This is a genomic window from Luteimonas saliphila (assembly GCF_016774335.1).
In the GTDB taxonomy this organism is placed as follows: Bacteria; Pseudomonadota; Gammaproteobacteria; order Xanthomonadales; family Xanthomonadaceae; genus Luteimonas; species Luteimonas saliphila.
In genome coordinates, this window is the sequence record NZ_JAETWA010000042.1 from 168,081 (window position 1) to 190,187 (window position 22,107).

General features: G+C 70.9%; 21 protein-coding genes. 14 read left to right on the forward strand and 7 right to left on the reverse strand.

Going from position 1 to position 22,107, the window contains the following annotated elements; translation table 11 throughout:
• Positions 1-135: 135 nt before the first annotated feature.
• The gene (locus JMO03_RS13365) at positions 136-582 is read right to left on the reverse strand and encodes a DUF4442 domain-containing protein (RefSeq protein ID WP_202844085.1); all 447 of its coding nucleotides are present in this window, start codon (positions 580-582) and stop codon (positions 136-138) included.
• Positions 583-796: 214 nt separating this feature from the next.
• On the reverse strand, positions 797-1,666 hold the full coding sequence (trxA, locus tag JMO03_RS13370; protein WP_202844087.1) for a thioredoxin: 870 nt from the start codon (positions 1,664-1,666) through the stop codon (positions 797-799).
• A gap of 103 nt (positions 1,667-1,769) precedes the next feature.
• Between trxA and JMO03_RS13375 the strand changes: the two genes are divergently transcribed.
• Positions 1,770-2,969 carry a DNA glycosylase AlkZ-like family protein gene (locus JMO03_RS13375; protein ID WP_202844088.1) on the forward strand — a complete coding sequence of 400 codons (1,200 nt, stop codon included), beginning with the start codon at positions 1,770-1,772 and terminating at the stop codon, positions 2,967-2,969.
• A 208-nt stretch (positions 2,970-3,177) separates the two neighbouring features.
• The gene (locus JMO03_RS13380) at positions 3,178-3,762 is read left to right on the forward strand and encodes a DUF998 domain-containing protein (RefSeq protein ID WP_202844089.1); all 585 of its coding nucleotides are present in this window, start codon (positions 3,178-3,180) and stop codon (positions 3,760-3,762) included.
• Here JMO03_RS13380 and JMO03_RS13385 read toward each other — a convergent pair.
• Positions 3,743-3,994 carry a SemiSWEET transporter gene (locus tag JMO03_RS13385; protein ID WP_202844090.1) on the reverse strand — a complete coding sequence of 84 codons (252 nt, stop codon included), beginning with the start codon at positions 3,992-3,994 and terminating at the stop codon, positions 3,743-3,745. The genes JMO03_RS13380 and JMO03_RS13385 overlap by 20 nt on opposite strands.
• The gene (locus tag JMO03_RS13390) at positions 3,991-5,289 is read right to left on the reverse strand and encodes a metal-dependent hydrolase family protein (RefSeq protein WP_202844091.1); all 1,299 of its coding nucleotides are present in this window, start codon (positions 5,287-5,289) and stop codon (positions 3,991-3,993) included. The genes JMO03_RS13385 and JMO03_RS13390 overlap by 4 nt, the downstream gene beginning before the upstream one ends.
• 105 nt (positions 5,290-5,394) lie before the next feature.
• Between JMO03_RS13390 and leuS the strand changes: the two genes are divergently transcribed.
• From leuS to rlmH, 7 genes are read left to right on the forward strand one after another with little or no spacing between them, the layout of a single operon-like run.
• Positions 5,395-8,169 carry a leucine--tRNA ligase gene (gene leuS, locus JMO03_RS13395; protein ID WP_202844092.1) on the forward strand — a complete coding sequence of 925 codons (2,775 nt, stop codon included), beginning with the start codon at positions 5,395-5,397 and terminating at the stop codon, positions 8,167-8,169.
• 54 nt (positions 8,170-8,223) lie between these two features.
• A complete protein-coding gene (locus tag JMO03_RS13400; protein WP_202844093.1) occupies positions 8,224-8,739 on the forward strand; it encodes an LPS-assembly lipoprotein LptE in 516 nt (171 codons plus the stop codon).
• A gap of 13 nt (positions 8,740-8,752) precedes the next feature.
• Entirely contained in the window at positions 8,753-9,796 is a 1,044-nt protein-coding gene (gene holA / locus JMO03_RS13405; RefSeq protein WP_202844095.1) for a DNA polymerase III subunit delta, read from the forward strand.
• Between the two features lie 53 nt (positions 9,797-9,849).
• Positions 9,850-10,560 (forward strand): nicotinate-nucleotide adenylyltransferase, encoded by a 711-nt coding sequence (gene nadD, locus JMO03_RS13410; protein ID WP_202844097.1) that lies wholly within the window; start codon positions 9,850-9,852, stop codon positions 10,558-10,560.
• Positions 10,561-10,589: 29 nt separating this feature from the next.
• Entirely contained in the window at positions 10,590-11,009 is a 420-nt protein-coding gene (gene rsfS / locus JMO03_RS13415; RefSeq protein WP_202844100.1) for a ribosome silencing factor, read from the forward strand.
• Between the two features lie 15 nt (positions 11,010-11,024).
• The gene (locus JMO03_RS21530; protein ID WP_202844106.1) at positions 11,025-11,789 is read left to right on the forward strand and encodes a DUF695 domain-containing protein; all 765 of its coding nucleotides are present in this window, start codon (positions 11,025-11,027) and stop codon (positions 11,787-11,789) included.
• Positions 11,786-12,256 carry a 23S rRNA (pseudouridine(1915)-N(3))-methyltransferase RlmH gene (gene rlmH / locus JMO03_RS13425; protein ID WP_202844108.1) on the forward strand — a complete coding sequence of 157 codons (471 nt, stop codon included), beginning with the start codon at positions 11,786-11,788 and terminating at the stop codon, positions 12,254-12,256. The genes JMO03_RS21530 and rlmH overlap by 4 nt, the downstream gene beginning before the upstream one ends.
• A gap of 89 nt (positions 12,257-12,345) precedes the next feature.
• Here rlmH and JMO03_RS13430 read toward each other — a convergent pair whose 3' ends face one another.
• From JMO03_RS13430 to JMO03_RS13440, 3 genes are all read right to left on the reverse strand, one after another.
• A complete protein-coding gene (locus tag JMO03_RS13430; RefSeq protein ID WP_202844110.1) occupies positions 12,346-13,032 on the reverse strand; it encodes an energy transducer TonB in 687 nt (228 codons plus the stop codon).
• 204 nt (positions 13,033-13,236) lie between these two features.
• Positions 13,237-14,040 (reverse strand): S1/P1 nuclease, encoded by an 804-nt coding sequence (locus tag JMO03_RS13435; RefSeq protein WP_202844112.1) that lies wholly within the window; start codon positions 14,038-14,040, stop codon positions 13,237-13,239.
• A 184-nt stretch (positions 14,041-14,224) separates the two neighbouring features.
• Positions 14,225-14,863 carry an OmpW/AlkL family protein gene (locus tag JMO03_RS13440; protein ID WP_202844115.1) on the reverse strand — a complete coding sequence of 213 codons (639 nt, stop codon included), beginning with the start codon at positions 14,861-14,863 and terminating at the stop codon, positions 14,225-14,227.
• A 171-nt stretch (positions 14,864-15,034) separates the two neighbouring features.
• On the opposite strand from JMO03_RS13440, the gene gap reads away from it, so the two are divergent.
• The 5 genes from gap to JMO03_RS13465 all read left to right on the forward strand — a co-directional run bounded on the left by gap (position 15,035) and on the right by JMO03_RS13465 (position 22,053).
• Entirely contained in the window at positions 15,035-16,036 is a 1,002-nt protein-coding gene (gap, locus tag JMO03_RS13445; protein WP_202844120.1) for a type I glyceraldehyde-3-phosphate dehydrogenase, read from the forward strand.
• 120 nt (positions 16,037-16,156) lie between these two features.
• On the forward strand, positions 16,157-18,970 hold the full coding sequence (locus tag JMO03_RS13450; RefSeq protein ID WP_202844121.1) for a DUF2339 domain-containing protein: 2,814 nt from the start codon (positions 16,157-16,159) through the stop codon (positions 18,968-18,970).
• Positions 18,967-20,313, forward strand: coding sequence for a DUF3999 domain-containing protein (locus JMO03_RS13455; RefSeq protein WP_202844122.1), 1,347 nt, complete (start codon positions 18,967-18,969; stop codon positions 20,311-20,313). Before JMO03_RS13450 ends, JMO03_RS13455 begins: the two co-directional genes overlap by 4 nt.
• Before the next feature lie 83 nt (positions 20,314-20,396).
• Entirely contained in the window at positions 20,397-21,569 is a 1,173-nt protein-coding gene (locus JMO03_RS13460) for a phosphoglycerate kinase (RefSeq protein WP_202844123.1), read from the forward strand.
• Positions 21,570-21,816: 247 nt separating this feature from the next.
• Positions 21,817-22,053: a DUF6289 family protein gene (locus JMO03_RS13465; RefSeq protein ID WP_238346165.1), complete on the forward strand. Its 237-nt coding sequence runs from the start codon at positions 21,817-21,819 to the stop codon at positions 22,051-22,053.
• Positions 22,054-22,107: the final 54 nt, after the last annotated feature.

Here is a 22,107-nt window from a genome sequence, read left to right on the forward strand (position 1 = left end):
CCGGTGAACCGTCGCCCGCGCGATGCGGGCGCGGCAGGTCGTGGGGGCGCGATCCGCGCCCGTGCGCGGAGGGATGTCGCGAAGAATCCCCACGACATGGCTCGCGGACCTAGCGGGAGTCCGGGGATGGGTCGCTCAGCGGCGCTTGCGCCGCACGTAGAGCTGCTTGCGCACCCGCGCGACCACGTCGCCTTCGGCATCGACCACGGCGGTCTCGAACCAGTGCAGGTGCTTGTCGCCGGCCGCGGTCGCCTCGCGGATGCCGTCCAGCGTGGCCTCGTCGAGCCGGAATTCCGCCGCTACCGTGCCCTTGCCCGGCTTGACGAATTCGATCGCGCCGGCGCGGTCCCAGACGATGTAGTCGCGACCCAGCGCCTGCAGGGTCATGATCATCCAGAACGGATCGGTCATCGAGAACAGGTTGCCGCCGAAGTGGGTGCGCACGTAGTTGCGGTTCCACGGCCGCATCCGCAGCTCGACCCGGGCGTGGCGCCAGTCGCCGGACAGATGGGTGACGTGGATCCCGGCGGCGGCGAACGGCGGCCACAGGTTGAAGACCCAGCGCAGCAGGGAAGGACGCATCGCGGCACCGTTCGGGCGGGGAACGCGAGCCTACCATACGCAAAAGTATGGAGGTGGCCCGGCGCTCCTCAAGGATGTTCGGAACGTGTCGCGCAAGTCCCGGCGCTGGACCCAGAGGTGGGCACGCCAGGCCCCGATCACCACGTTGTGCTGCGTGCCTCCCCGGGGAGCCGGGGTCGCGTCCGACGGCGACCCGGCCCCGCCGCGGCGACCGCTACACCAGCAGCAGCGATGCCATCCGGCGCCGGTAGCGGCCCACCAGCTCCGCATCCTCGATCACGCGGAAGGCGTCGATCAACGCCTTGCGTGGCAGGCCGTCGGCGTGGGCGCGGTCGATGCGCAGCATCTCCAGGAACTGCTCGAGCGCCTCCTCGTTGCGTCCCGCGACCAGGCGGTGCGCACCCAGCAGGTGGCGTGCGCGCAAGTCGGCCGGATCCGCGGCGATGGCCGCTTCCAGCGCCTCGGGCGGTGGCGCGTCCGCGAGCAGCGCGGAGAACTCGAGTCGCGCCCGCGCCTTGACCGCGCGTTCGTCGGTGGAGAGGTTGGCCGGCAGGCCATCGAGCAGGGCCTTGGCCTCGGCCGCTCCACCGGTCTGCAGCAGGGCGAGCGCGAGGTCGAGTTTGAGCTCGTCGTTGCCCGGCTCGGCCGCGATCGCCTGGCGCAGGCGCGGCACTTCGGCATGCGGGTCCGGCGGCGGCGCCTCGACGGGTTCTTCGTCGACCGCTGCGCCGGGTTCGATCCCGTGGTGCTTGAGGAACTCGCGCACCTGGCCTTCGGGCAGCGCCCCTTGGAAACCGTCCACCAGTTGCCCGCCCTTGACCAGGAACACGGTCGGGATCGAGCGGATCTGGAATGCGGCCGCGATCTGCGACTCGCGTTCGGTGTCGACCTTGGCCAGCAGGAAGGCGCCGTGGTAGTCGGCGGCGAGCTTCTCCAGGATCGGCCCCAGGGTCTTGCACGGCCCGCACCACTCTGCCCAGAAGTCGACCAGCACCGGCACTTCCAGCGACTTCTGCAGGACCTCGGCCTCGAATCCGGCGGTGGTGGCGTCGAAGACGTGCGGCTTTGCGGTGTCGGCGGGCATGGACTCGGTTCCTGGCAACGGACTCCCGACATTGTGGCAGAGCCACGAAAAACAACCGATCCATGGGCACAATGCGGCCTCGTCCCCGCTGTCCGGAGTGAGCGTGACCGTTGCACTGAGCCGCGCGCAGGCCCGCCGCATCGCGCTCGCCGCGCAGGGTTTCGGCGACCGCCGCCACGCGGTGCCGACCCTGCGTACCCTGTCGCGCACGCTGCAGCGCACCGGCGTGCTGCAGATCGATTCGGTCAACGTGCTGCAGCGTGCCCACTACATGCCGCTGTTCAGCCGGATGGGCCCGTACGACACCGGCCTGCTCACGCGCGCCTCGGAGCAGGCGCCGCGGCGGATGGTCGAATACTGGGCGCATGCCGCCGCATTCATGCCGGTGGACCTGTGGCCGCACATGCAGCACCGCATGCGCCGCTACCGCGAGCGCGGCCACGCATGGGCGGGGATGCGACACGATCCGAAGCTGCTGGACGCGGTGCTGGCCCAGGTGCGCGAGCGCGGCGCGTCGACCGCGCGCGACCTCGACGACGGCCTGCCGCGCGCGAAGACCCATTGGGGATGGAACTGGTCGAACACCAAGCGGGCGCTCGAACACCTGTTCGCCACCGGCGAGCTCGCCGTCGCCGGGCGCAACAGTGCATTCGAACGCGTTTACGGCCTTCCGGAACGGGTGCTGCCCGCCGAGGTCCTGGCGCGCCCGGTCCCCACCGATGCCGATGCGCACATCGAACTGGTGCGGCGCGCGGCGATCTCGCACGGCGTCGCCAGCGAGCCCTGCCTGCGCGACTACTACCGCATGCACCACAGCCACAGCCGCCCGGCAGTGGCGGCGCTGGTCGAGGCCGGCGAACTGCTGCCGGCCAGCGTCGAGGGCTGGGCGCGACCGGCGTACCTGCATCGCGATGCGAGGATCCCGCGACGGATCCAGGCGCGCGCGCTGCTCAGCCCGTTCGATCCCGTGGTCTGGGACCGCGAGCGCTGCGAGCGGCTGTTCGATTTCGTCTACCGGATCGAGATCTACGTGCCCGAACACCAGCGTACCCACGGCTATTACGTGCTGCCGTTCCTGCTGGGGGATCGGCTGGTGGCGCGGGTCGACCTCAAGGCCGGGCGCCGGCTGGGCGAACTGGTGGTGCGCAGTGCGCATGCCGAAGCCGATGCGCCCGCGGAGACCGCGCAGGCGCTTGCCGCGGAACTGGTCCTGCTCGCCGGCTGGCTCGGCCTGGACCGGGTCCGCGTGGAGCGCCGCGGCGGACTGGCCAACGCCTTGCGCCGGGCGGTGGCGGCGCAATGACGGGGACCTGCATCCGTGGCCGGATCCGCTCCCGGCGAATCGGGCGCGGCGCGGGGATCGGGCGCGCGCGGGCCGACGACCGCCGCGCAGCGTCGCAGACGATCATGGCGCGGCAGGCCCGCCGGACTGCGCCGCGGCAGGAGCCGAGGCTGCGCACCCCACGTCCCTTCGGGGTGGGCATCGGGGATCCTTTGCGCCGGGAGCGCGCATGAGCGAAGCGAACGCAAGACTCGCCTGGACGGCCCTGCTGGTCTGGGCCTGCGCGCTGCTGGCGCTGGGCGCGCAGGTGCCGGGCTATTCGCAGGCGGTGCATCCGATGGCCCTGCCGGGCGCGCGCGGGATGCCGGGGGCATGGCTGTTCAACGCCATGGTGTTCGTGCTTCCGGGGCTGCTCGTCGCGCTGGTCGCATGGCGACTGCGGACGCTGCTGCCTGCGCGATCGGGCACCGCCGCGCGGATCGGCGCGACGCTGTTGCTGCTGTCCGCGTCGGCGTTCGCGGCGCAAGGCGCGTTCCGGCTGGATCCCGCTGACGTGGACGGCGCCGCCACCGCCCTGCACGCGTCGGCATGGACGGTGTGGTGGATCGCCTTCGCCACCGGTGGCGCGGTGTTGTCGGCGGCGGTGCGCGACTGGCGCGTGCCGATGCTGCTGTCGCTGGCGGCCGTGCTCGCCACCGCGCCGATGGCCGGCGTGTGGCTGCCCGGCGGCATCGCGCAGCGGATCGCCTGCGCGTCCTGGTTCGCCGGGATCGCGTGGATCGCCTCGCGCCGCCTCAGCCGTGGCGCAGCTTGAGCGCGAGGACGATCGCGGCCAGCACGAAGGTGATCGCATTGGCGATGATCATCGGCCACGAGCCGAGTGCGATCCCGTAGCCGAACCAGCACACGACGCCGACGATGAACAACAGGTACATCCCCAGCGAGATGCTGCGGGTGTCGCGGCTGCGGATCGTCTTGATCGCCTGCGGCACGAACGCAAGCGTCGTCAGCGTCGCCGCGACATAGCCAAGCCACTCGTGGTTCATTCGCGCTCCGGCGTCCGGTACACGACGCCGTCCTTCATCACGAAGTCGACGCCGAGCACCGCCTCGATGTCGGCCACCGGGTCGCCAGGCAGGGCGATGATGTCGGCGCGCCGGCCTTCCTCGATCACGCCCTGGTCGTCGAGGCCGAGCACCTGCGCGGCGTGCAGCGTGGCCGACTGCAGCGCGTAGGCCGCGGGAATCCCGGCCTCCACCATGTAGACGAACTCGCGCGCGTTGTCGCCGTGCGGGCCCACGCCCTGGTCGGTGCCGAAGGCGATCTTCACCCCGCCGCGATAGGCGCGCCCTGCCGTCTCCTGGATCTGCGCGCCGATGCGCGCCGCCTTCGGCCGCACGATCTCGGGGAAATAGCCGTCGATCTTCGCCTTCTCGGCGACGAAGCGCCCGGCGTAGATCGTCGGCACGTACCAGGTACCGTGCTGCTTCATCAGCCGCATCACCTCGTCGGTCATGTGGGTGCCGTGCTCGATGCTGGTCACGCCGGCCTCGACCGCGCGCTTCATGCCCTCGGTGCCGTGCGCGTGCGCGGCGACGGAATAGCCGTAGTCCTTCGCGGTGTCGACAATCGCGCGGATCTCCTCGAGCGTGAACTGTGGCGCGTCGCCGGACTTGGCGTAGCTCAGCACGCCGCCGGTGGCGGTGATCTTGATCACGTCGCTGCCGTCCTTGTAGCGCTGGCGCACGGCCTGGCGGGCGTCGTCGACCGAGTTGATCACGCCTTCGGTGGGCCCGGGCGGGCCGATGAGGTGCGAGAGCATCGAATTGTGGCCGTTGGTCGGGTCCGCGTGGCCGCCGGTGGTGGCGATCGACTTGCCCGCGGCGAAGATGCGCGGGCCCTCGACCAGGCCCTGGTTGATCGCGTCGCGCAGGTGCGGGCTGACCTCGCCGCCGAGGTCGCGCACGCTGGTGAAGCCGGCCAGCAGGGTCTTCTTCGCATATCCGACGGACCGGTAGGCGTAATCGACCGGATCGAGCCGGAAGCCTTCCGAATAGCTCTGCGGACTCGACTGGCCGCCCATGTGCACGTGAAGGTCGGTCCAGCCGGGCAGGCAGGTGCGTCCGGCAAGCACGATCGACGCGGTGCCGTCGGGCAGTTTGGCCCGGCCCGGCAGCAGCGAACGGATGCGTCCGTCCTCGACCACGATCGTGTGTTCACCCAGGACCTTGCCGCTGCGGGCGTCGAACAGCCGTTCGCAGTGCAGCGCGACCGGGTCGGCGGCGAGGGCGGGCAAGGCGGCGGAAGCGGCGAGGGCGAGGCTGGCGACGGACAGGCGCATGCGGCGTATTTCCCGGGGAGTTGGTTCCGCGATCATAGCCGGCCCGATGGCGGCTTCCGGGGCGCTGGGGTAGGCTGTCCGGCTCCCCGATCCCGTCGTCGTGCCGTGTCCGAAGTCACCGCCAGCCCCGAGCCCGCCTACCAGCCCGCCGCCGTCGAGGCCGCCGCCCAGCGGTTCTGGGACGGGACCCGCGCCTTCGAGGTCACCGAGGAGCCGGGCAAGCCGAAGTACTTCTGCCTGTCGATGCTGCCGTACCCGTCCGGTGCGCTGCACATGGGCCACGTGCGCAACTACACCATCGGCGACGTGATCAGCCGCTACCAGCGCATGACCGGCAGGAACGTGCTGCAGCCGATGGCCTGGGACGCGTTCGGCCTGCCGGCCGAGAACGCCGCCATCAGGAATGCGACGGCGCCGGCGAAATGGACCTACGCCAACATCGACCACATGCGCGCGCAGCTGAAATCGCTCGGCTACGCGATCGACTGGAGCCGCGAGTTCGCCACCTGCTCGCCGGACTACTACGTCCACGAGCAGCGCATGTTCACCCGGCTGATGAAGAAGGGCCTGGCCTACCGCCGCAATTCGGTGGTGAACTGGGATCCGGTCGACAAGACGGTGCTGGCCAACGAGCAGGTGATCGACGGCCGCGGCTGGCGCAGCGGCGCGCTGGTGGAGAAGCGCGAGATCCCGCAATGGTTCCTGCGCATCACCGACTACGCGCAGGAACTGCTCGACGGGCTCGACGCGCTCGACGGCTGGCCGGAGTCGGTCAAGACCATGCAGCGCAACTGGATCGGCCGCAGCGAGGGCCTGGAGATCGAATTCCGGGTCGACGGCGAGGACGCGCCGCTGTCGGTCTACACCACGCGCCCGGACACGCTGATCGGGGTGACCTTCCTGTCCATCGCCGGCGAGCACCCGCTGGCGATCAAGGCCGCGCGCGACAATCCCGAACTCGCCGCGTTCCTCGACGAACTGAAACGCGGCGGCGTGTCGGAAGTCGAGATCGAGGCGCAGGACAAGCGCGGCATGGCCACCGGCCAGTGGGCGATCCACCCCGTCACCGGCGAGGACCTGCCGATCTACGTCGCCAACTTCGTGCTGATGGGCTACGGCACGGGCGCGGTGATGGCGGTGCCGGCGCACGACCAGCGCGACTGGGAGTTCGCCAAGGCCTACGGCCTGCCGGTCAGACCGGTGGTCGTGCCGGCGGCGGTGCGCGACGCGCTCGCGGAAATCTCCTCCCACGTCGCCGACCACGACGACCCGATGGCGGTCGCGCTCGGCGCGCATGGGCCGATCGACGTGGTCGAGATCGATGCCGCGGTCGCGGTGGTGCGCGGGTACCTGGAAGGCGTCGAGCAGCGCGAGGCGTGTACCGAACGCGGTTACCTGATCAATTCCGGCGAGTACAACGGCCTCGACTACGACGGCGCCTTCGCCGCGCTGGCGCAGCGGTTCGAGGCGGCCGGCAACGGCCGGCGCAAGGTCAACTTCCGCCTGCGCGACTGGGGCGTGAGCCGCCAGCGCTACTGGGGCTGCCCGATCCCGGTGATCTACTGCGACGCCTGCGGCGCGGTCCCGGTGCCGGAAGACCAGTTGCCGGTGGTGCTGCCGGAGGACGTGGCCGATGCGTTCGCCAACCCGGGCGTGGTGCATTCGCCGATCAAGTCGGATCCGCAGTGGCGCAAGACCACCTGCCCGACCTGCGGCGCCGCGGCCGAGCGCGAGACCGACACCTTCGACACCTTCATGGAGTCGAGCTGGTACTACGCGCGCTACACCTCGCCGGGCGCGGCCGACATGGTCGACGGTCGCGCGAAGTACTGGGCGCCGGTCGACCAGTACATCGGCGGCATCGAGCACGCGATCCTGCACCTGCTGTACTTCCGCTTCTACCACCGGCTGCTGCGCGACGAAGGCCTGGTGGACGGCGACGAACCGGCCACGCGCCTGCTCACCCAGGGCATGGTGATCGCCGAGACCTATTACCGCGAACACGTGGACGGCTCGAAGGAGTGGATCAACCCCGCCGATGTCGAGGTCGTGCGCGACGAGAAGGGGCGGATCACCGGCGCGACGCTCCGGGCCGACGGCCATCCGGTGATGATCGGCGGCGTCGAGAAGATGTCGAAGTCGAAGAACAACGGCGTCGATCCCCAGGCGATGATCGCGCGCTACGGCGCCGACACCGTGCGCCTGTTCTCGATGTTCGCCGCGCCGCCCGACCAGTCGCTGGAATGGAACGAGGCGGGCGTGGAGGGCATGTCGCGCTTCCTGCGACGGCTGTGGGCGCTGGTGCAGCGGCACGCGGCGGGCGGCGCGGTCGACCGGTTCGACCCGGCTGCGGCCACGCCTGCGCAGAAGGCGCTGCGCCGCCAGTTGCACGAGACGATCCAGAAGGTCGGCGACGATTACGGCCGCCGCCATGGGTTCAATACCGCGATCGCGGCGGTGATGGAGCTGCTCAACGCGGTGGCGAAGTTCGATCCCGCCGCAGGCGCGGGGCCGTCCGAGGCCGACAATGGACGCGCGCTGCGCCAGGAATGCCTGGAGGCGATGGTGCTGCTGCTCAACCCGATCACCCCGCACGCCAGCCATGCGTTGTGGCAGGCGCTGGGCCATGCCCAGACGCTGCTGGAGGACGTGCCGTTTCCCCGGGCCGATCCCGCCGCCCTGGTCCGCGAGGCGGTGACCCTGGCGGTGCAGGTCAATGGCAAGCTGCGCGGCACCATCGAGGTGCCGGTCGACGCGGGCCGGGAGGCGATCGAGGCCGCGGCGCTGGCCGAGCCCAATGTGCAGGCCTTCCTGTCGGGCCTGGCCGTGCGCAAGCTGATCGTGGTGCCGGGCAAGATCGTCAATGTCGTCGCCGGCTGAACGCCTCTCGCCGGCGCGCTTGCCGGCGCCAGCGGCCTCCGCCAGACTTCGCCGATGATCCGGACCAGCCTGTTCGCCCTCACGCTCGCCGTCGGCCTGTCGGCCTGCGGCTTCCACCTGCGCGATGCCCTGGTCCTGCCGGACGACATGGGCCAGGTGCGCATCACCGCACGCGATCCCTACAGTCCGCTGGCGCAGTCGCTGGAGCGCGCGCTGGAGCGCGCCGGCGCGCGCGTGGCCGACGCCGGGACCGAGGGGCGGCTGGCGACGCTGGCGATCCGCTCCGAGCGCTGGGCTTCGACGCCGCTGAGCATCGACCAGTTCGGTCGCGCCCAGGAGTACACGCTGCGCTACGCGGTGGTGTTCGCGCTGATCGACGCCAATGGCGACGAGATCGTGCCGCAGCAGGCGGTGGAGCTGTCGCGCGACTACATCTCGGTGCCGACCGATTCCACCGGCACCGACACCGAGCGCGAGCTGCTCGGCCGCGAACTGGAGCGCGAAATGAGCGCCTCGATCCTGCGCCGCATCGACGCGGCCACGCGCGAGCTGCGGGAAGCCGCGCAATGAACCGCGCCGGCGGATGGAACTGAAGCCCGACCGCCTCGCCGCACAGCTCGCCGCCGAGCCGCTGCGACCCGCCTACCTCGTCGCCGGCCCGGAGCCGTTGCTGGTGCTGGAAGCCGCGGACCTGATCCGCGCCCGCGCCCGCGAAACCGGCTTCGGCGAGCGCGAGGTGTTCGACGCCGATGGCCGCGATTTCGACTGGAACGCGCTCGATGCCAGCTTCCGCTCGCCGGGCCTGTTCTCGGCGCAGCGGTTGATCGAGCTGCGCCTGCCGACCGGCAAGCCGGGCAAGGAAGGCGCGGACGTCGTCGCCGGGTACTGCGCGCAGCCGCCGGGCGACATCGTGCTCCTGGTCACCGCCGGCGACTGGAGCCGGCAGCACGGCGGCAAGTGGAGCGAGGCGATCGCGAAGTGCGGCCATTTCGTGCAGGCGCCGCAGGTGCGCCCGCACGAACTCGAAGGCTGGCTCGAGGCGCGCCTGCGCCAGCGCGGCGTGCGCGCCGAGCGCGACGCGGTACAGCGCCTGGCCGAACGCGTGCAGGGCAACCTGCTGGCCGCGGCCCAGGAAGTCGACAAGCTGGCGCTGCTGGCCGATGGCGCGCCGCTCGATGCCGCGCGCATGGAGTCGCTGGTCGCCGATGCCGCCCGCTTCGACGTGTTCCGCCTGGTCGATGCGGCGCTGAACGGGCAGGCGGCCCAGGCCTCGCGCATGCTCGCCGGCCTGCGCGGCGAGGGCGGGGCGGTGCCGGCGCTGATGGGCATGGTGGCGATGGAGCTCAACCGCGTCGCCGCACTGGCACGGGTGCAGGCGCGCGGCGGCAACCTCGCCGCCGAATTCAAGGCGCAGCGCGTGTGGGACTCGAAGCAGGCGGTGTACCGGCGCGCGCTGTCGCGTCATCCCGCGCCGCGGTGGGAAGGCTTCGTGGCGATGGCCGGGGGTGTCGACCGCATCGCCAAGGGCCGGGTGCGCGTGGGCGAGGAGCCGGCCGACGCCTGGCTGGCGCTCGAACGGTTGCTGGTGGCGGTCGCCGAACCGAAGGCCGCGGCGCTGCTGGCGTGAAGGCCGGGAATGGGGAATCGGGAATGGGGAATGGAAAGCAGGCAGCAGGGCGCATGTCGCCCGATGCGTCCCCCGATTCCCGATTGCCGATTCCCCATTCCCTGCTCGTCTTCTACGGCGGCACCTTCGATCCGGTGCACCTGGGGCACCTCGCCATCGCGTGCCACGCGCGCGACGTGCTCGACTGCACCATCCGGATGATGCCGGCAGCCGATCCACCGCACCGCGCGCCTCCGGGCACGGATGCCGCCCATCGCGCGCGCATGCTGGCGCTGGCCGTCGACAGCGAGCCGGGGCTGCAGGTCGATCTGCGCGAGCTGGGGCGCGAGGGGCCGAGCTACAGCGTCGACACCTTGCGCGGCATCCGGGCCGAGTACGGGGACGCGCTCCCGGTCGCGCTGCTGATCGGCGCCGACAGCCTGCTCGGCCTGCCGACCTGGCGCGAATGGACCGCGTTGTTCGGTCTTGCGCACATGGTCGTCGCGGAGCGGTCCGGCAGCGCCCTCGACCTGCGCCTGCCCCCGGTACTCGCGGAGGCCACCGCCGGGCGCTGGGTCGACTCCGCTCAGGCGCTGCGCGGATCGCCCGCAGGCCGCCTGCTGCGTCTGCAGCAGCCCATGCATCCAGGCTCGGCGACCGAGGTGCGGCGCCGCATCGCCGCGGGCTGTGGCTGGCGCGAGCTGGTGCCCGCGGCGGTTGCGGATTACATCGCCCGACACCGCCTGTACGGCCTGAACGGGGCCGCGACACCGGCTTCGCTATAATCGCCCCGCAGCCGCCAGAGCCCTTGCCCTTGACCAGTTCCGCGCACGTCATCAAGACCCGCCTCCCCAATCCGCCGCCGCCGGCCGATGTGCTGCTCAGGTCGATCCACGGCGCGGTCGACGAACTCAAGGCCAGGGACGTCACCGAGATCGACGTGCGCGGCAAGACCAGCGTCTGTGACTACCTGGTGATCGCCTCGGGCACCTCGACCCGGCACGTGAAATCGATCGCCGACGAGGTGGTGCGCAAGGCCAAGCAGCTCGACTGCCAGCCGCTCGGCGTCGAGGGCGAGCGCGAGGCCGAGTGGGTGCTGGTCGACCTGGGCGACGTGGTGGTTCACGTCATGTTGCCGCGGGTGCGCGAGTTCTACGCGCTCGAGCGCCTGTGGACGGTCGGCGACCAGCCGCCGGAAATCCCCGCCGACGCACCGGACGACGACCGCGCCTGACGCGCGGCAGCGACCGTGGACGGGCGCTGGGACTTCTACTTCCTGCTCGTGGATGATCGACCCGCGTCGATCTTCGTCGACCTCGCCCGCATCGAACACGCCCCGCTGGCCCGATTCCCGGTGATGGCCTGGGTCAGCGTCGAAATGCGCCGGCCGCGCGAGGACGGCCTGTCCGGCAGCGACGAGTTCGACGCCCTCGTCAGGCTCGAGGATGCGGTGGTCCCCGCGCTCGAGCGCGATGGCGGCGTACTCTACGTCGGCCGCAACACCTCGGCCGGCCGCCGCGACTTCTACTTCTACGTGGCCGACGGCAGCGACTGGGAAACGCGCGTGCTGTCCGCCATGCGCCTGGCGCCGGACTATCGCCACGAGGCGGGCCAGCGCCCGGACGCCGACTGGTCGGTCTACCGGGATTTCCTGTACCCGCGTCCGCGCGAACGCCACGGCATGCAGAACCGCTCCGTCTGCGACGCGCTCGAACGCCAGGGCGACGCCCTCGTCGCCGCGCGCGAGATCGACCACTGGGCGTACTTCCCGGATGCCCGGGGCCGCGACGCCTTCGTTGCCGGTGCGCTCGCCCTCGACTATCGCCTGCGCGAACAGGCCGACGATGCCGACGAGGGCGGCGAGCGATGCATGGCGCGGGTCTTTCGCAGCGACGTGCCCGCGCATGGCGCGATCGACGGCATCTGCCTGCCGCTGTACGACCTGGCGCTGGAATGCGGCGGACGCTACGACGGATGGGAATGCCCGGTGGTCGAGGGCGGGCGGCTGCAGTGAAGGCGCGCCTGGTGGCCGTCGGCGAACGCGCGCCCGCCTGGGTGGCCGAGGGGTTCGGCGAGTACCGCAAGCGGCTCTCGCACTGGCTGCCGCTGGACCTGCTGGAGGTCGCGCCCGGCGTGCGCGGCAAGGGGCGGGACGTCGCACGCGCGATGCAGGACGAAGGCGCCCGCGTGCTGGCCGCGTTGCCGAAGAATGCGCACGTGGTCGTGCTCGACGGTGGCGGCACGATGCATTCTTCGGAACAGCTCGCGCAGCGCCTGGAACACTGGCGCGGGCAGGGGTGCGACCTGGCCTTCCTCATCGGCGGTCCCGAGGGCCACGCGCCCGAGGTACTGGTCCGCGCCGACGAACGCTGGTCGCTCGGCCCGCTGACCCTGCCGCACATGCTGGTGCGGCTGGTGCTGGCCGAGCAGCTTTACCGCGCCGCGGCGCTGCTGGCGAACCATCCCTATCACCGCGCCTGAGGACGAGGCCGCGCGGACGCGGACCCACCGCGGCGACCGTGAAGCCCGCCAGGGGGAGCAGGCTTCACGGCTGCGATGGCGCGGACCGCTCAGCCGCGATCGAGCTTGAACTCGATCGGCACCAGGCCGATGGCCTGCACCGCCTGGCCATCGCGCATCGCCGGGCGGAAGCGCCAGCTGTGCTGCACATGGCGCACCGCCTCGCGGTCCAGCACGCCGTGGCCGCTGCTGCGTTCGATCCCGACCTCGAGCGGGCTGCCGTCGGTGCCGACCAGCACGCGCAACAGCACCGTGCCTTCGAGGTTACGCTGGATCGCCGCGCGCGGGTATGCCGGCGAAGGCGCGCTCTCGTACTGCAACTGCATGCCCAGGACCGGGCCCGACGGTTCGATCGAGGGGGGCGCGTCGTTCGCTGGCGGCGCGTCGACCATCGTCTCGGGCAGGGCGATGCCCTGGTCGACGAGCACGGGCGCCTCGATCGCGGGTCGCGACGCCGGCGTCTCGCGTACCGATGGCTGGGGCTGCGGCTTGGGTCTGACGATTTCCACCACTTCCGGGGGCGGTGTAGCCGGCTTGATCGGGACGATGTCGACCACGATCAGGCCCGGCGTCCTCTCCACCACGGAGGGAGGCGATGGCATGGTCATCGGCATCAGCAGGAACGACAGCGCCAGCACGTTCAGCGCCAGCGTGCTGCTGATTCCAAGGATGCGGTTGAAGTCGAGGCGCGACGGCTGCGCCTTGCGGGGAACGGAATGCGTCTGTTGCAACACCATGGCCCACCTCCGCTGTTGCCGGCGGCCGTCGCGGCCGTCCGTGTGGCTGCGAACGCGTCAGTGGAGGGTCCGGGGTCGATCCCGGTGGAGCCTGCCCGCGCTGGCGCGTGACCCGACTGCAACTCCACGCTACGCCCGCACGACGTGCGAGCGCAATGCGACGGAAGTCGAACCTGGCGCCCGCGAGGGTTCCCGGCAGTCGGTTCAGCCGAAGGTCTCGTTGAGCAGGCGTGCCAGCCTGGCGCCGCCCGCCTGCACCTGCTTCTCCGCCGTTGGCCGATGCCGTTGCAGGTAGGCGTTGTCGATCTTCGCCGCTCTCGGGTACACCCCCTGCGCCGTGGCGGTCTGGCAGGACAGCTCCGCCCACGCTTCCGGCGCGACCGGCGCATAGGGACTGGTGTCGGACGACAGGTCCGCCGGATCGAGGCGCAGTTTGCGCGCGTAGGCGTCCTCATCCAGGCGCGCCGAGGCCAGCAGGCGGCCGTCCCACACCGCGTGCAGGTTGGTGCCCTCGCCATGCAGGTTCAGCTGCACGGTGTTGCCGCCGCGGTCGCGGGCGTAGCCGGCGTGCATCGGCTGGTGGATGTCGCCGACGAAGTGGACGAGGAACTTCAGCGCCTGCAGGCGCTCGGCATCGCTGCGGGCGCGGTCGCCGAGGATCGCGGCCTGGGCGCGGATCGCCTCGACCACGCAGTCGCCGCCCGGGCAGGCGCTGGCGGCGTCGTAGGTGCAGGCGTGCTCGCCGATGTTGATGTAATGCCACTTGGCCGACTGCTTGCCGAGGACGGGGTCGTTGGCGCGCACGTCGTCGGCCCAGTTGGCGACGTCGGCCAGCGAATCCAGGCCCTCGGTGGCGAGCAGGCGCTGCACTTCCGCGCGTGCGGGCGGGGTGAGCAGCGGTTCGGCCAGCCGCGCCACCAGGCGGTGGCCGAGCGGGCCCCAGGCGTATGCGGCGGGCGCGGCGAACAAGGCGTAGGCGATGATGAGGGCGGCGATCAGGCGATGCATGTTGGAACTTTACCCGAAGCCTCACGCGCGAACGATGCGACGCGCGTGATGCGCGCGACTGGGAATGGGCAAGTGCCACGACTCGTGGCACCGCAACACGCGCCTGCGGCTCGCGCCCCCATCCGCCTTCGGCACCTTCCCCCGCAAGCGGGGGAAGGGCGGCCGGTCCCGGGCACGCGATGGGTCAGAACTTCATGACCCAGGCGGCGCCGTAGACCAGCGGGTCGATGTTGGCGGTGCCGACCTTGACCCCGTTCACCTTCACGTCGGCGTCGATGTCGATCCAGCGCGCGTCGATGCGGATCGCGCTGCGTTCGCCGATGGCGAAGTCGATGCCGGCATGCGCGGCCAGGCCCCAGGAATCGTCGAGCGAGAGTTTGGTGCCGGCGAGCGCGCTGGTGGTCTCCTCGCTGAAGAAGGTGGTGTAGTTCAGGCCCACGCCGACGAAGGGGGTGGCCTTGCTGGCGTTGGCGAAGTGGTACTGCAGCGAGACCGTCGGCGGCAGGTGCTTGGTGCCGCCGACCTTGCCGACGCCGCGGATCTCGATGTCGTGCTGGAAGGGCAGCGCGGCCAGCACCTCGATGCCGAGGTTGTCGCGGATGAAGTACTCGGCGGTGATGGTGGGGCGCACGCTGCTGCCCACTTCGGTCGGAGGCAGCGGGCCGAGGCCCAGGGCGGTGGCGTCGAGGCTGCCGTTGTCGGATTTCGGGTCGACGTTGTGGGCGCCGAGGCCCAGGGTCCAGTCGCCCTTGGACTGGGCGGCGGCGGGCAGGGCGAGGGCGGCGGCCAGCGCGGCGAGCAGCCAAGGGGTAGTGCGTGTCATGGGGATCGCTCCGTGTGGAATGACGCCAGTCTGCGGCCCGCGTCGGGGCGCCACCTTGATCCTGATCATTGCAGCCGCAACCAGTCCGGAGCCGTGAGTGCGGTCGGACCGTCGCGCCGGGCCTGCTAGAATCCATAGTCCTCTCCAACCCTGTCCGGGAGTCCGCGCACCATGGCGATCAAGGTAGGCATCAACGGGTTCGGCCGCATCGGCCGCAACGTGCTGCGTTCGGCGGTCCAGAACTTCGACGACATCCAGATCGTCGGCATCAACGACCTGCTCGAACCCGATTACCTGGCCTACATGCTGCGCTACGACTCGGTGCACGGCCGCTTCAAGGGCGAGGTGTCGGTCGACGGGAACACCCTGGTTGTCAACGGCAACCGCATCCGGCTCACCCAGGAGCGCGACCCGGCGAACCTCAAGTGGGACGAGGTGGGCGCCGAGGTCGTGATCGAGTCCACCGGCCTGTTCCTGACCAAGGACACCTGCCAGAAGCACATCGACGCGGGCGCGAAGAAGGTGATCCAGTCCGCGCCGTCCAAGGACGACACGCCGATGTTCGTGTTCGGCGTCAACCACGAGACCTACAAGGGCGAGGCGATCGTCTCCAACGCCTCGTGCACCACCAACTGCCTGGCGCCGCTGGCCAAGGTGCTGCACGACAAGTGGGGCATCAAGCGCGGCCTGATGACCACCGTGCACGCGGCCACCGCCACCCAGAAGACGGTGGACGGCCCGAGCAACAAGGACTGGCGCGGCGGCCGCGGCATCCTCGAGAACATCATCCCGTCCAGCACCGGCGCGGCCAAGGCGGTGGGCGTGGTGATCCCCGAGCTCAATAAGAAGCTCACCGGCATGAGTTTCCGCGTGCCGACCTCGGACGTTTCGGTGGTCGACCTCACCGTGGAACTCGACAACCCGGCCAGCTACGACGAGATCAAAGCCGAGATGAAGGCGCAGAGCGAAGGCGCGCTCAAGGGCATCCTCGGCTACACCGAGGACAAGGTGGTGGCTACCGATTTCGTCGGCGAAACCTGCACCTCGGTTTTCGACGCCGACGCCGGCATCGCGCTCGACCCCACCTTCGTCAAGCTGGTGGCCTGGTACGACAACGAGTGGGGCTATTCCAACAAGTGCCTGGAAATGGTGCGCGTCGTCGCCGGCAAGTAAGCCGGCGGTAGCCTGCGGCACTACCAGAAGCCCCGCCCGTGCGGGGCTTCTTGTTTTCATCGGCGGCCCCGTTAAGGTGGCCGGCAATGCGCCTGGTCCGGCGCCCGAGGGGATGACGCGATGGAAGGATTCCTGGTTCTGCTGGGGCTGGCGGCGCTGGCCGTACCGGTGCTGCTGGTGGTGGCGCTGGTGTCGATCGGCGGGCTCAAGCGCCGGGTGGCCGAGCTGGAGGATGCGGTGGGGCGGCTGCGCGCCGACGCGTCGGCCGCCGATGACGTGGCGGGGCGGGTGTCCGCGCCCGGGTCGGCCACGCAGGCGCAGGCGGCTCGCCAATCGCAATCGCAGTCCCAGTGGCGCGCGGCGGGCGACGGGTCCGATTCCGGATCGCGCTCGCCTGAGCGTGTGGCGGCGCGTACGGCGATGCCCGACGCAGCGGTCGAGTCACCTGTGATCGCGGATGACTCCGCCGTCCGGCGCGAGGCCGATGCCGCGGCGATCGGGTCCGCCGGATCGCAGTCCAGTGCGCCCGGACCGGCGACACCGCAGCCGCCGCCGCTGCCTTCGCGCGGGGCCGGTGCCACGGCGCCGCTTCCTCCCACGCCACCGCGCCAACCGCCGCCGCGCGACGTCGCGGGCACGTTCGTGCGCGCGGTGCAGCGCTGGTTCACCGTCGGCAACGTACCGGTCAAGGTCGGCATGCTGGTGCTGCTGGCGGGCGTGGCCGCGCTGCTCAAGTACGCCAACGACCAGGGCTGGCTGCAGTTGCCGATCGAGCTGCGCCTGGCGGGCGTGGCGGCCGCGGCGCTGGCCGGGCTGGTGTTCGGCTGGCGCAAGCGCTTCGACAAGCCGGCGTTCGCACTGGCGCTGCAGGGCGGTGCGATCGGCGTGCTGCTGCTGGTGGTGTTCGCGGCCTTCAAGCTCTACGGGCTGGTCCCGGCGAGCGCCGCGTTCGCGCTGAGCATCGCGCTGGTCGCCGGGCTCGGCGTGCTCGCGGTGCTGCAGGATTCGCGCACGCTCGCGGTGCTGGGCATTCTCGCCGGCTTCCTGGCGCCGATCTGGCTGTCGACCGGGAGCGGCAATCACGTCGCGCTGTTCTCCTACTACGCGGTGCTCAACGCGGCGATCTTCGCGATCGCCTGGGTGAAGTCGTGGCGGGTGCTCAACCTGCTCGGCTTCGCGTTCACCTGGGGCATCGGCATCGCATGGGGCGTGCTGGCCTACTCGCCGGACAAGCAGGCCAGCACGCAGCCGTTCCTGCTGCTGTTCTTCGTGTTCTACCTGCTGCTGCCGATCCTCTACGCACGGCGCCGCCCGACCGGCCGCCGCGACCTGATCGACGGCTGCCTGCTGTTCGGCACGCCGCTGGTTGCGTTCGCGCTGCAGGCGGCGCTGCTCGATGGCGCCCGGATGCCGCTGGCGTTCTGTGCACTGGCGCTGGCCGCCGTGTATGCCGCGCTGGCATGGCTGCTGCGGCGCCGCGAAGGCTACGAGGTGCTGACGCAGGCGCACGCGCTGCTGGCGGTGGGGTTCGCCACGCTGTCGGTGCCGCTGGCGCTGTCGGCCAATGCCACCGCCAGCGTGTTCGCGCTGGAGGGCGCGGCGCTGGCCTGGCTGGGGCTGAAGCAGCGTCGCCTGCTGCCGCAGCTGGCCGGGCTCGGGTTGCAGCTGGTGGCGGCGGTCGCCTACGCCATCGGCATGTCGGTCGCACCCGCGTCCGACGTACAGGCGATCGCCAATCCCGCGTTCATGGGCGCGTTGTTGATCGCGCTCGCCGGATTCGCGAGTGCGTGGACCTATCGCGACGCCGGCGAGCCGCGCATCGCGCTGGGGTACTACGTGTGGGGCCTGCTGTGGTGGTGCGGCAATCTGCAGCATGAGATCGTGGGGTTCGTGGACTTCGATGTTCGCGTCGACGCCATGCTGGCGGCTGCCGCACTGACCGGCTGGCTGGCGGCGGAAGTGCATCGCTGGCGGCCGGCCCGCGCGCTGGCGGCGACGGCGCTGCTCGCGCTCGCCTCGGCGATCCCGTTCGCGCTGGCGCAGACCGCGGTGCATGCGCATCCGTTCGAAGGCGTGGGCCTGTGGGCCTGGCTCGCCTACGCGGCGTTCGGCATGCGCAGCCTGTTGTGCCTGCGCGACGACCAGGACCGGATCGGCGACTGGGCGCAGTTCGCGTGGTGGCTGGCGTGGCCTTCGGTGCTGGCGCTGTTCGCCGGCTGGCTGGCCGAGCACTTCGGCCTGGCGCAAGGCTGGATGCTGGTGGCGATCGCGTTGCCGTGGACGGCGCTGGTGGCGATGTCGATGTGGCGCTGGCGCTGGCTGCGCGCGCCACGGGGCGCCCGGTTCGATGCGCTGCGCCTGCCGCTGCAACTGGTGGCGTTCGCCCTCCTCGCGCTGTGGTGGGTGGGCACCCAGTTCGCGGCCGGCGCCGCCGCGCCGCTGCCGTGGGTGCCACTGTTCAACCCACTCGAGATCGGCCAGTTGCTCGCACTGGTGCTGCTGGTGCGCTGGCTGTGGTCCGACCAGGCCCCACGAGCGCTGGTCTCGCTGCGCGTGCCGCTGCTGTCGGCGGCAGGCTTCCTGTGGATCACCCAGGTCACGCTGCGCGCGGTGCATCACTGGGCCGGCGTGCCCTGGGACGCGGGCATGATGGACGACACGCTGGCGCAGACCGGCCTGACCGTGGTCTGGAGCCTGCTCGGCGTGATCGGCTGGATCGCCGGGTCGCGTCGCGGCCAGCGCATGCTGTGGCTGGCCGGCGCGGTGCTGATGGGCGTTGTGCTGGCCAAGCTCGTCCTGGTGGATCGCCAGCACCTGGGCGACCTGCTCGGCATCGGCTCGTTCATCGCCTATGGCCTGTTGTGCACGCTGGTGGGGTATTTCGCGCCGGCACCGCCGCGAGACGCGGCGGCGTTGCAGGAGGAGCCCGCATGAAGCGCAGTATCGCCGTGGCCTGGCTGGCCCTGATCGCGAACTTTGCTGGCGCTGCGCCGGTCGACGACTACGCCGTGCAGTGGCCGCTGGTCCTGTCCGACGACCGCGCCGGCGCCTATGGCGTGATGCTCGATGCGGCGGTATATCGCGCGGCGCGTTCGCCCGTACTGCGCGACGTCGATGTCATCAACGCGGCGGGTGCCACGGTTCCCGCACAGCTGTTCCGCTTGGACGACGGCGTGGCGGAGAGCCGGCGCGTGCCGGTGCGCTGGTTCGTGCTGCCGCGACACGCCGCGCTGGTGCGGGGCGATCTGACGATGGTGGTCGAACGCAGCCCTGACGGACGGGTGCTGCGCGTGGAGGCGCGCGACGCCAATGCGGGCGAGGTGGCCGGACCGGATGCCTGGCTGGTGGACGCCAGCGGGATCGAGGCGAGGATCGAGGCCTTGCACCTGGACTGGCAGGCAGGCGACGGCGACCTCGATCGCGCCTATCGCGTCGAGGCGAGCGAAGATCTTCGATCGTGGCGGCTGGTACAGTCGGTCGCGCAACTGGTGGCGCTCTCGCGGGACGGCGAACGCCTCGTGCAGCGGCGCGTTCCGGTGGGCGCGCAGGCCCGCTACCTGCGGCTGACGCCGGCCGATGGCCAGGGGATGGCGAGGCTGGTCGATGTGCAGGCCGAACTGGCGCCGGTGGCGAAGCGTCCGCCGTTGCAGTGGCATTCGCTGTCCGGCACGCCGCTGGACGATCGTGGCGTGCGCGCGCACCTGTTCACGCTCGATGGCCGTTATCCGGTGGATACCGTCGACATCGAGTATCCCGGCAACGACACCGGCCAGTGGACGCTGTACAGCCGCGACGACGCCGAGGCGCCCTGGACCCTGCGTGCCGGCCCGTGGGTGGCCTATGCGATCGGCGGCGGCGATGGGGCGAACCGTTCCGCCCCGCAGCCGCTTGCACGACCGACGCGCGATCGCCAATGGAAGCTGGTCGGGGCGACGCCGGCCGCGCAGACACCTGGTCTGCGGCTGGGCTGGCGGCCGGAAACCCTGGTGTTCATCGCCCAGGGCACGCCGCCGTACCGCCTGGTGGCCGGGAGCACCCGCACCGGACGCGCCGACGCGCCGGTGTCCCGTTCGCTCGAGGAGATCCGGCGCGCACAAGGCGCGGGCTGGCGACCGGGCGTGGCGACGCCGGGTACGATGCAGCCGTTGGCCGGCGATCGCGCGCTCGGTCCCGCGCCACCGGACTGGCGCACCTGGCTGCTGTGGGCGCTGCTGGTGGTTGGCGCGCTACTGGTGGCAGGCTTCGCCGCGAGCCTGCTGCGCAAGCCCCGCGCCTGATCGCGATCGGTCGCGGGTGCAACGTTTGCCTGCGGGGAAGGCGCCGCCGACAATAGCCGGCGACGCCAACCCGACGGACGCCCATGACCATCCTCCGCATGACCGATCTCGACCTTGCAGGCAAGCGCGTGCTGATCCGGCAGGACCTCAACGTGCCGATCGAGAACGGCGTGATCACCTCGGAACAGCGCATCACCGCCTCGGTTCCCACGCTGAAGCGCGTGCTGGAGCAGGGCGCCGCGGTGATGGTCATGTCGCATCTGGGCCGGCCGAAGGAAGGCGAGTGGAGCGAGCAGAACTCGCTTGCGCCGGTGGCGCGCCGGCTGGGAGAGCTGCTCTCGATGGATGTCCCGCTGCTGCGCGACTGGGTCGAGGGCGTCGAGGTGGCGCCCGGCCGGGTCGTGCTGCTCGAGAACTGCCGCATGAACCCGGGCGAGGGCAAGGACGACGAGGCGCTGGCGAAGAAATACGCGGCGCTGTGCGACGTGTTCGTGATGGATGCCTTCGGTACCGCGCACCGCGCGCAGGCCTCGACCCATGGCGTGATCCGCTTCGCGCAACAGGCCGCCGGCGGCCCGTTGTTGATGGCCGAGCTCGATGCGCTGGCCAAGGCGCTCGACAAGCCGGCGCGGCCGCTGCTGGCGATCGTCGCCGGCAGCAAGGTCTCGACCAAGCTCGAACTGCTGTCGAACCTGGTCGGCAAGGTCGACCAGCTGATCGTGGGGGGCGGCATCGCCAACACCTTCATCGCCGCGCAGGGCTTGCCGGTCGGCAAGTCGCTGCACGAGCCGGACCTGCTCGATACCGCCAGGCAGATCATGGCGGATGCGAAGGCGCGTGGCGCGGACATCCCGGTGCCGACCGACGTGGTCGTGGCCACGCGGTTCGATGCCGATGCGCAGGCCACGGTGAAGCCGGTCGGCGACGTCGCCGAGGATGAACTGATCCTCGATATCGGCCCGGAAACGGCCGCACGCTACGCCGGCATGATCGCCAGCGCGGGAACGGTGGTCTGGAACGGCCCGGTCGGCGTGTTCGAATTCGACGCCTTCGGCAAGGGCACGCAGACGCTGGCGCAGGCGATCGCGGCATCGAGCGCGTTCTCGATCGCCGGCGGCGGCGATACGCTCGCGGCGGTCGACAAGTACGGCATCGCCGACGACGTGTCCTACATCTCCACCGGCGGCGGCGCCTTCCTCGAATTCCTCGAAGGCAAGACCCTGCCGGCGGTCGCGGCCTTGGAGGCGCGCGGCTAGGAACTTCGGACGCCGGCCCGCGCGAGGATGCAGGTGTTTCCTGATGGCCCGGCAGCTTGCCGCTCGCGCGGTGTTCCCTGCCCGCGAAAGGAGTACGCCGTCGCAGAACGCGACGCGTAGCGTGCCTGCCAAGGAATCTCTAACGATTGCTTCATCGCCAAGTGGGGGCGACCCACCGACGCTGTCCACGGGACAGGGACACGGATCGTCAATCCGGCGACCATTCACACCAGGGAGGAAGGCGACGATGAGAATATCAACGCGAAGCGTGAGGCTGGCGGTACTGGCCACATTCCTGACTTTGTCGCTTGGCGTGGGCGCCGCTACCGAAACGGGAGGCGAGGCGAACTGCTGCTATCCCGGATCGGTGATCTACTACGACGAGGCGGGTGCCGTCGTGGGCGTACGCATGTACGGATGCGGCGATCCTGGCTGGGGCGTGGTGACGCCGCGAGCCAGGGCGGTCGACGGCTGCATCATGTAGCTGTCGCATCGCCATTGCGGCAGTGCCAACGGCAACGGCCCGATGTCGCGGGCC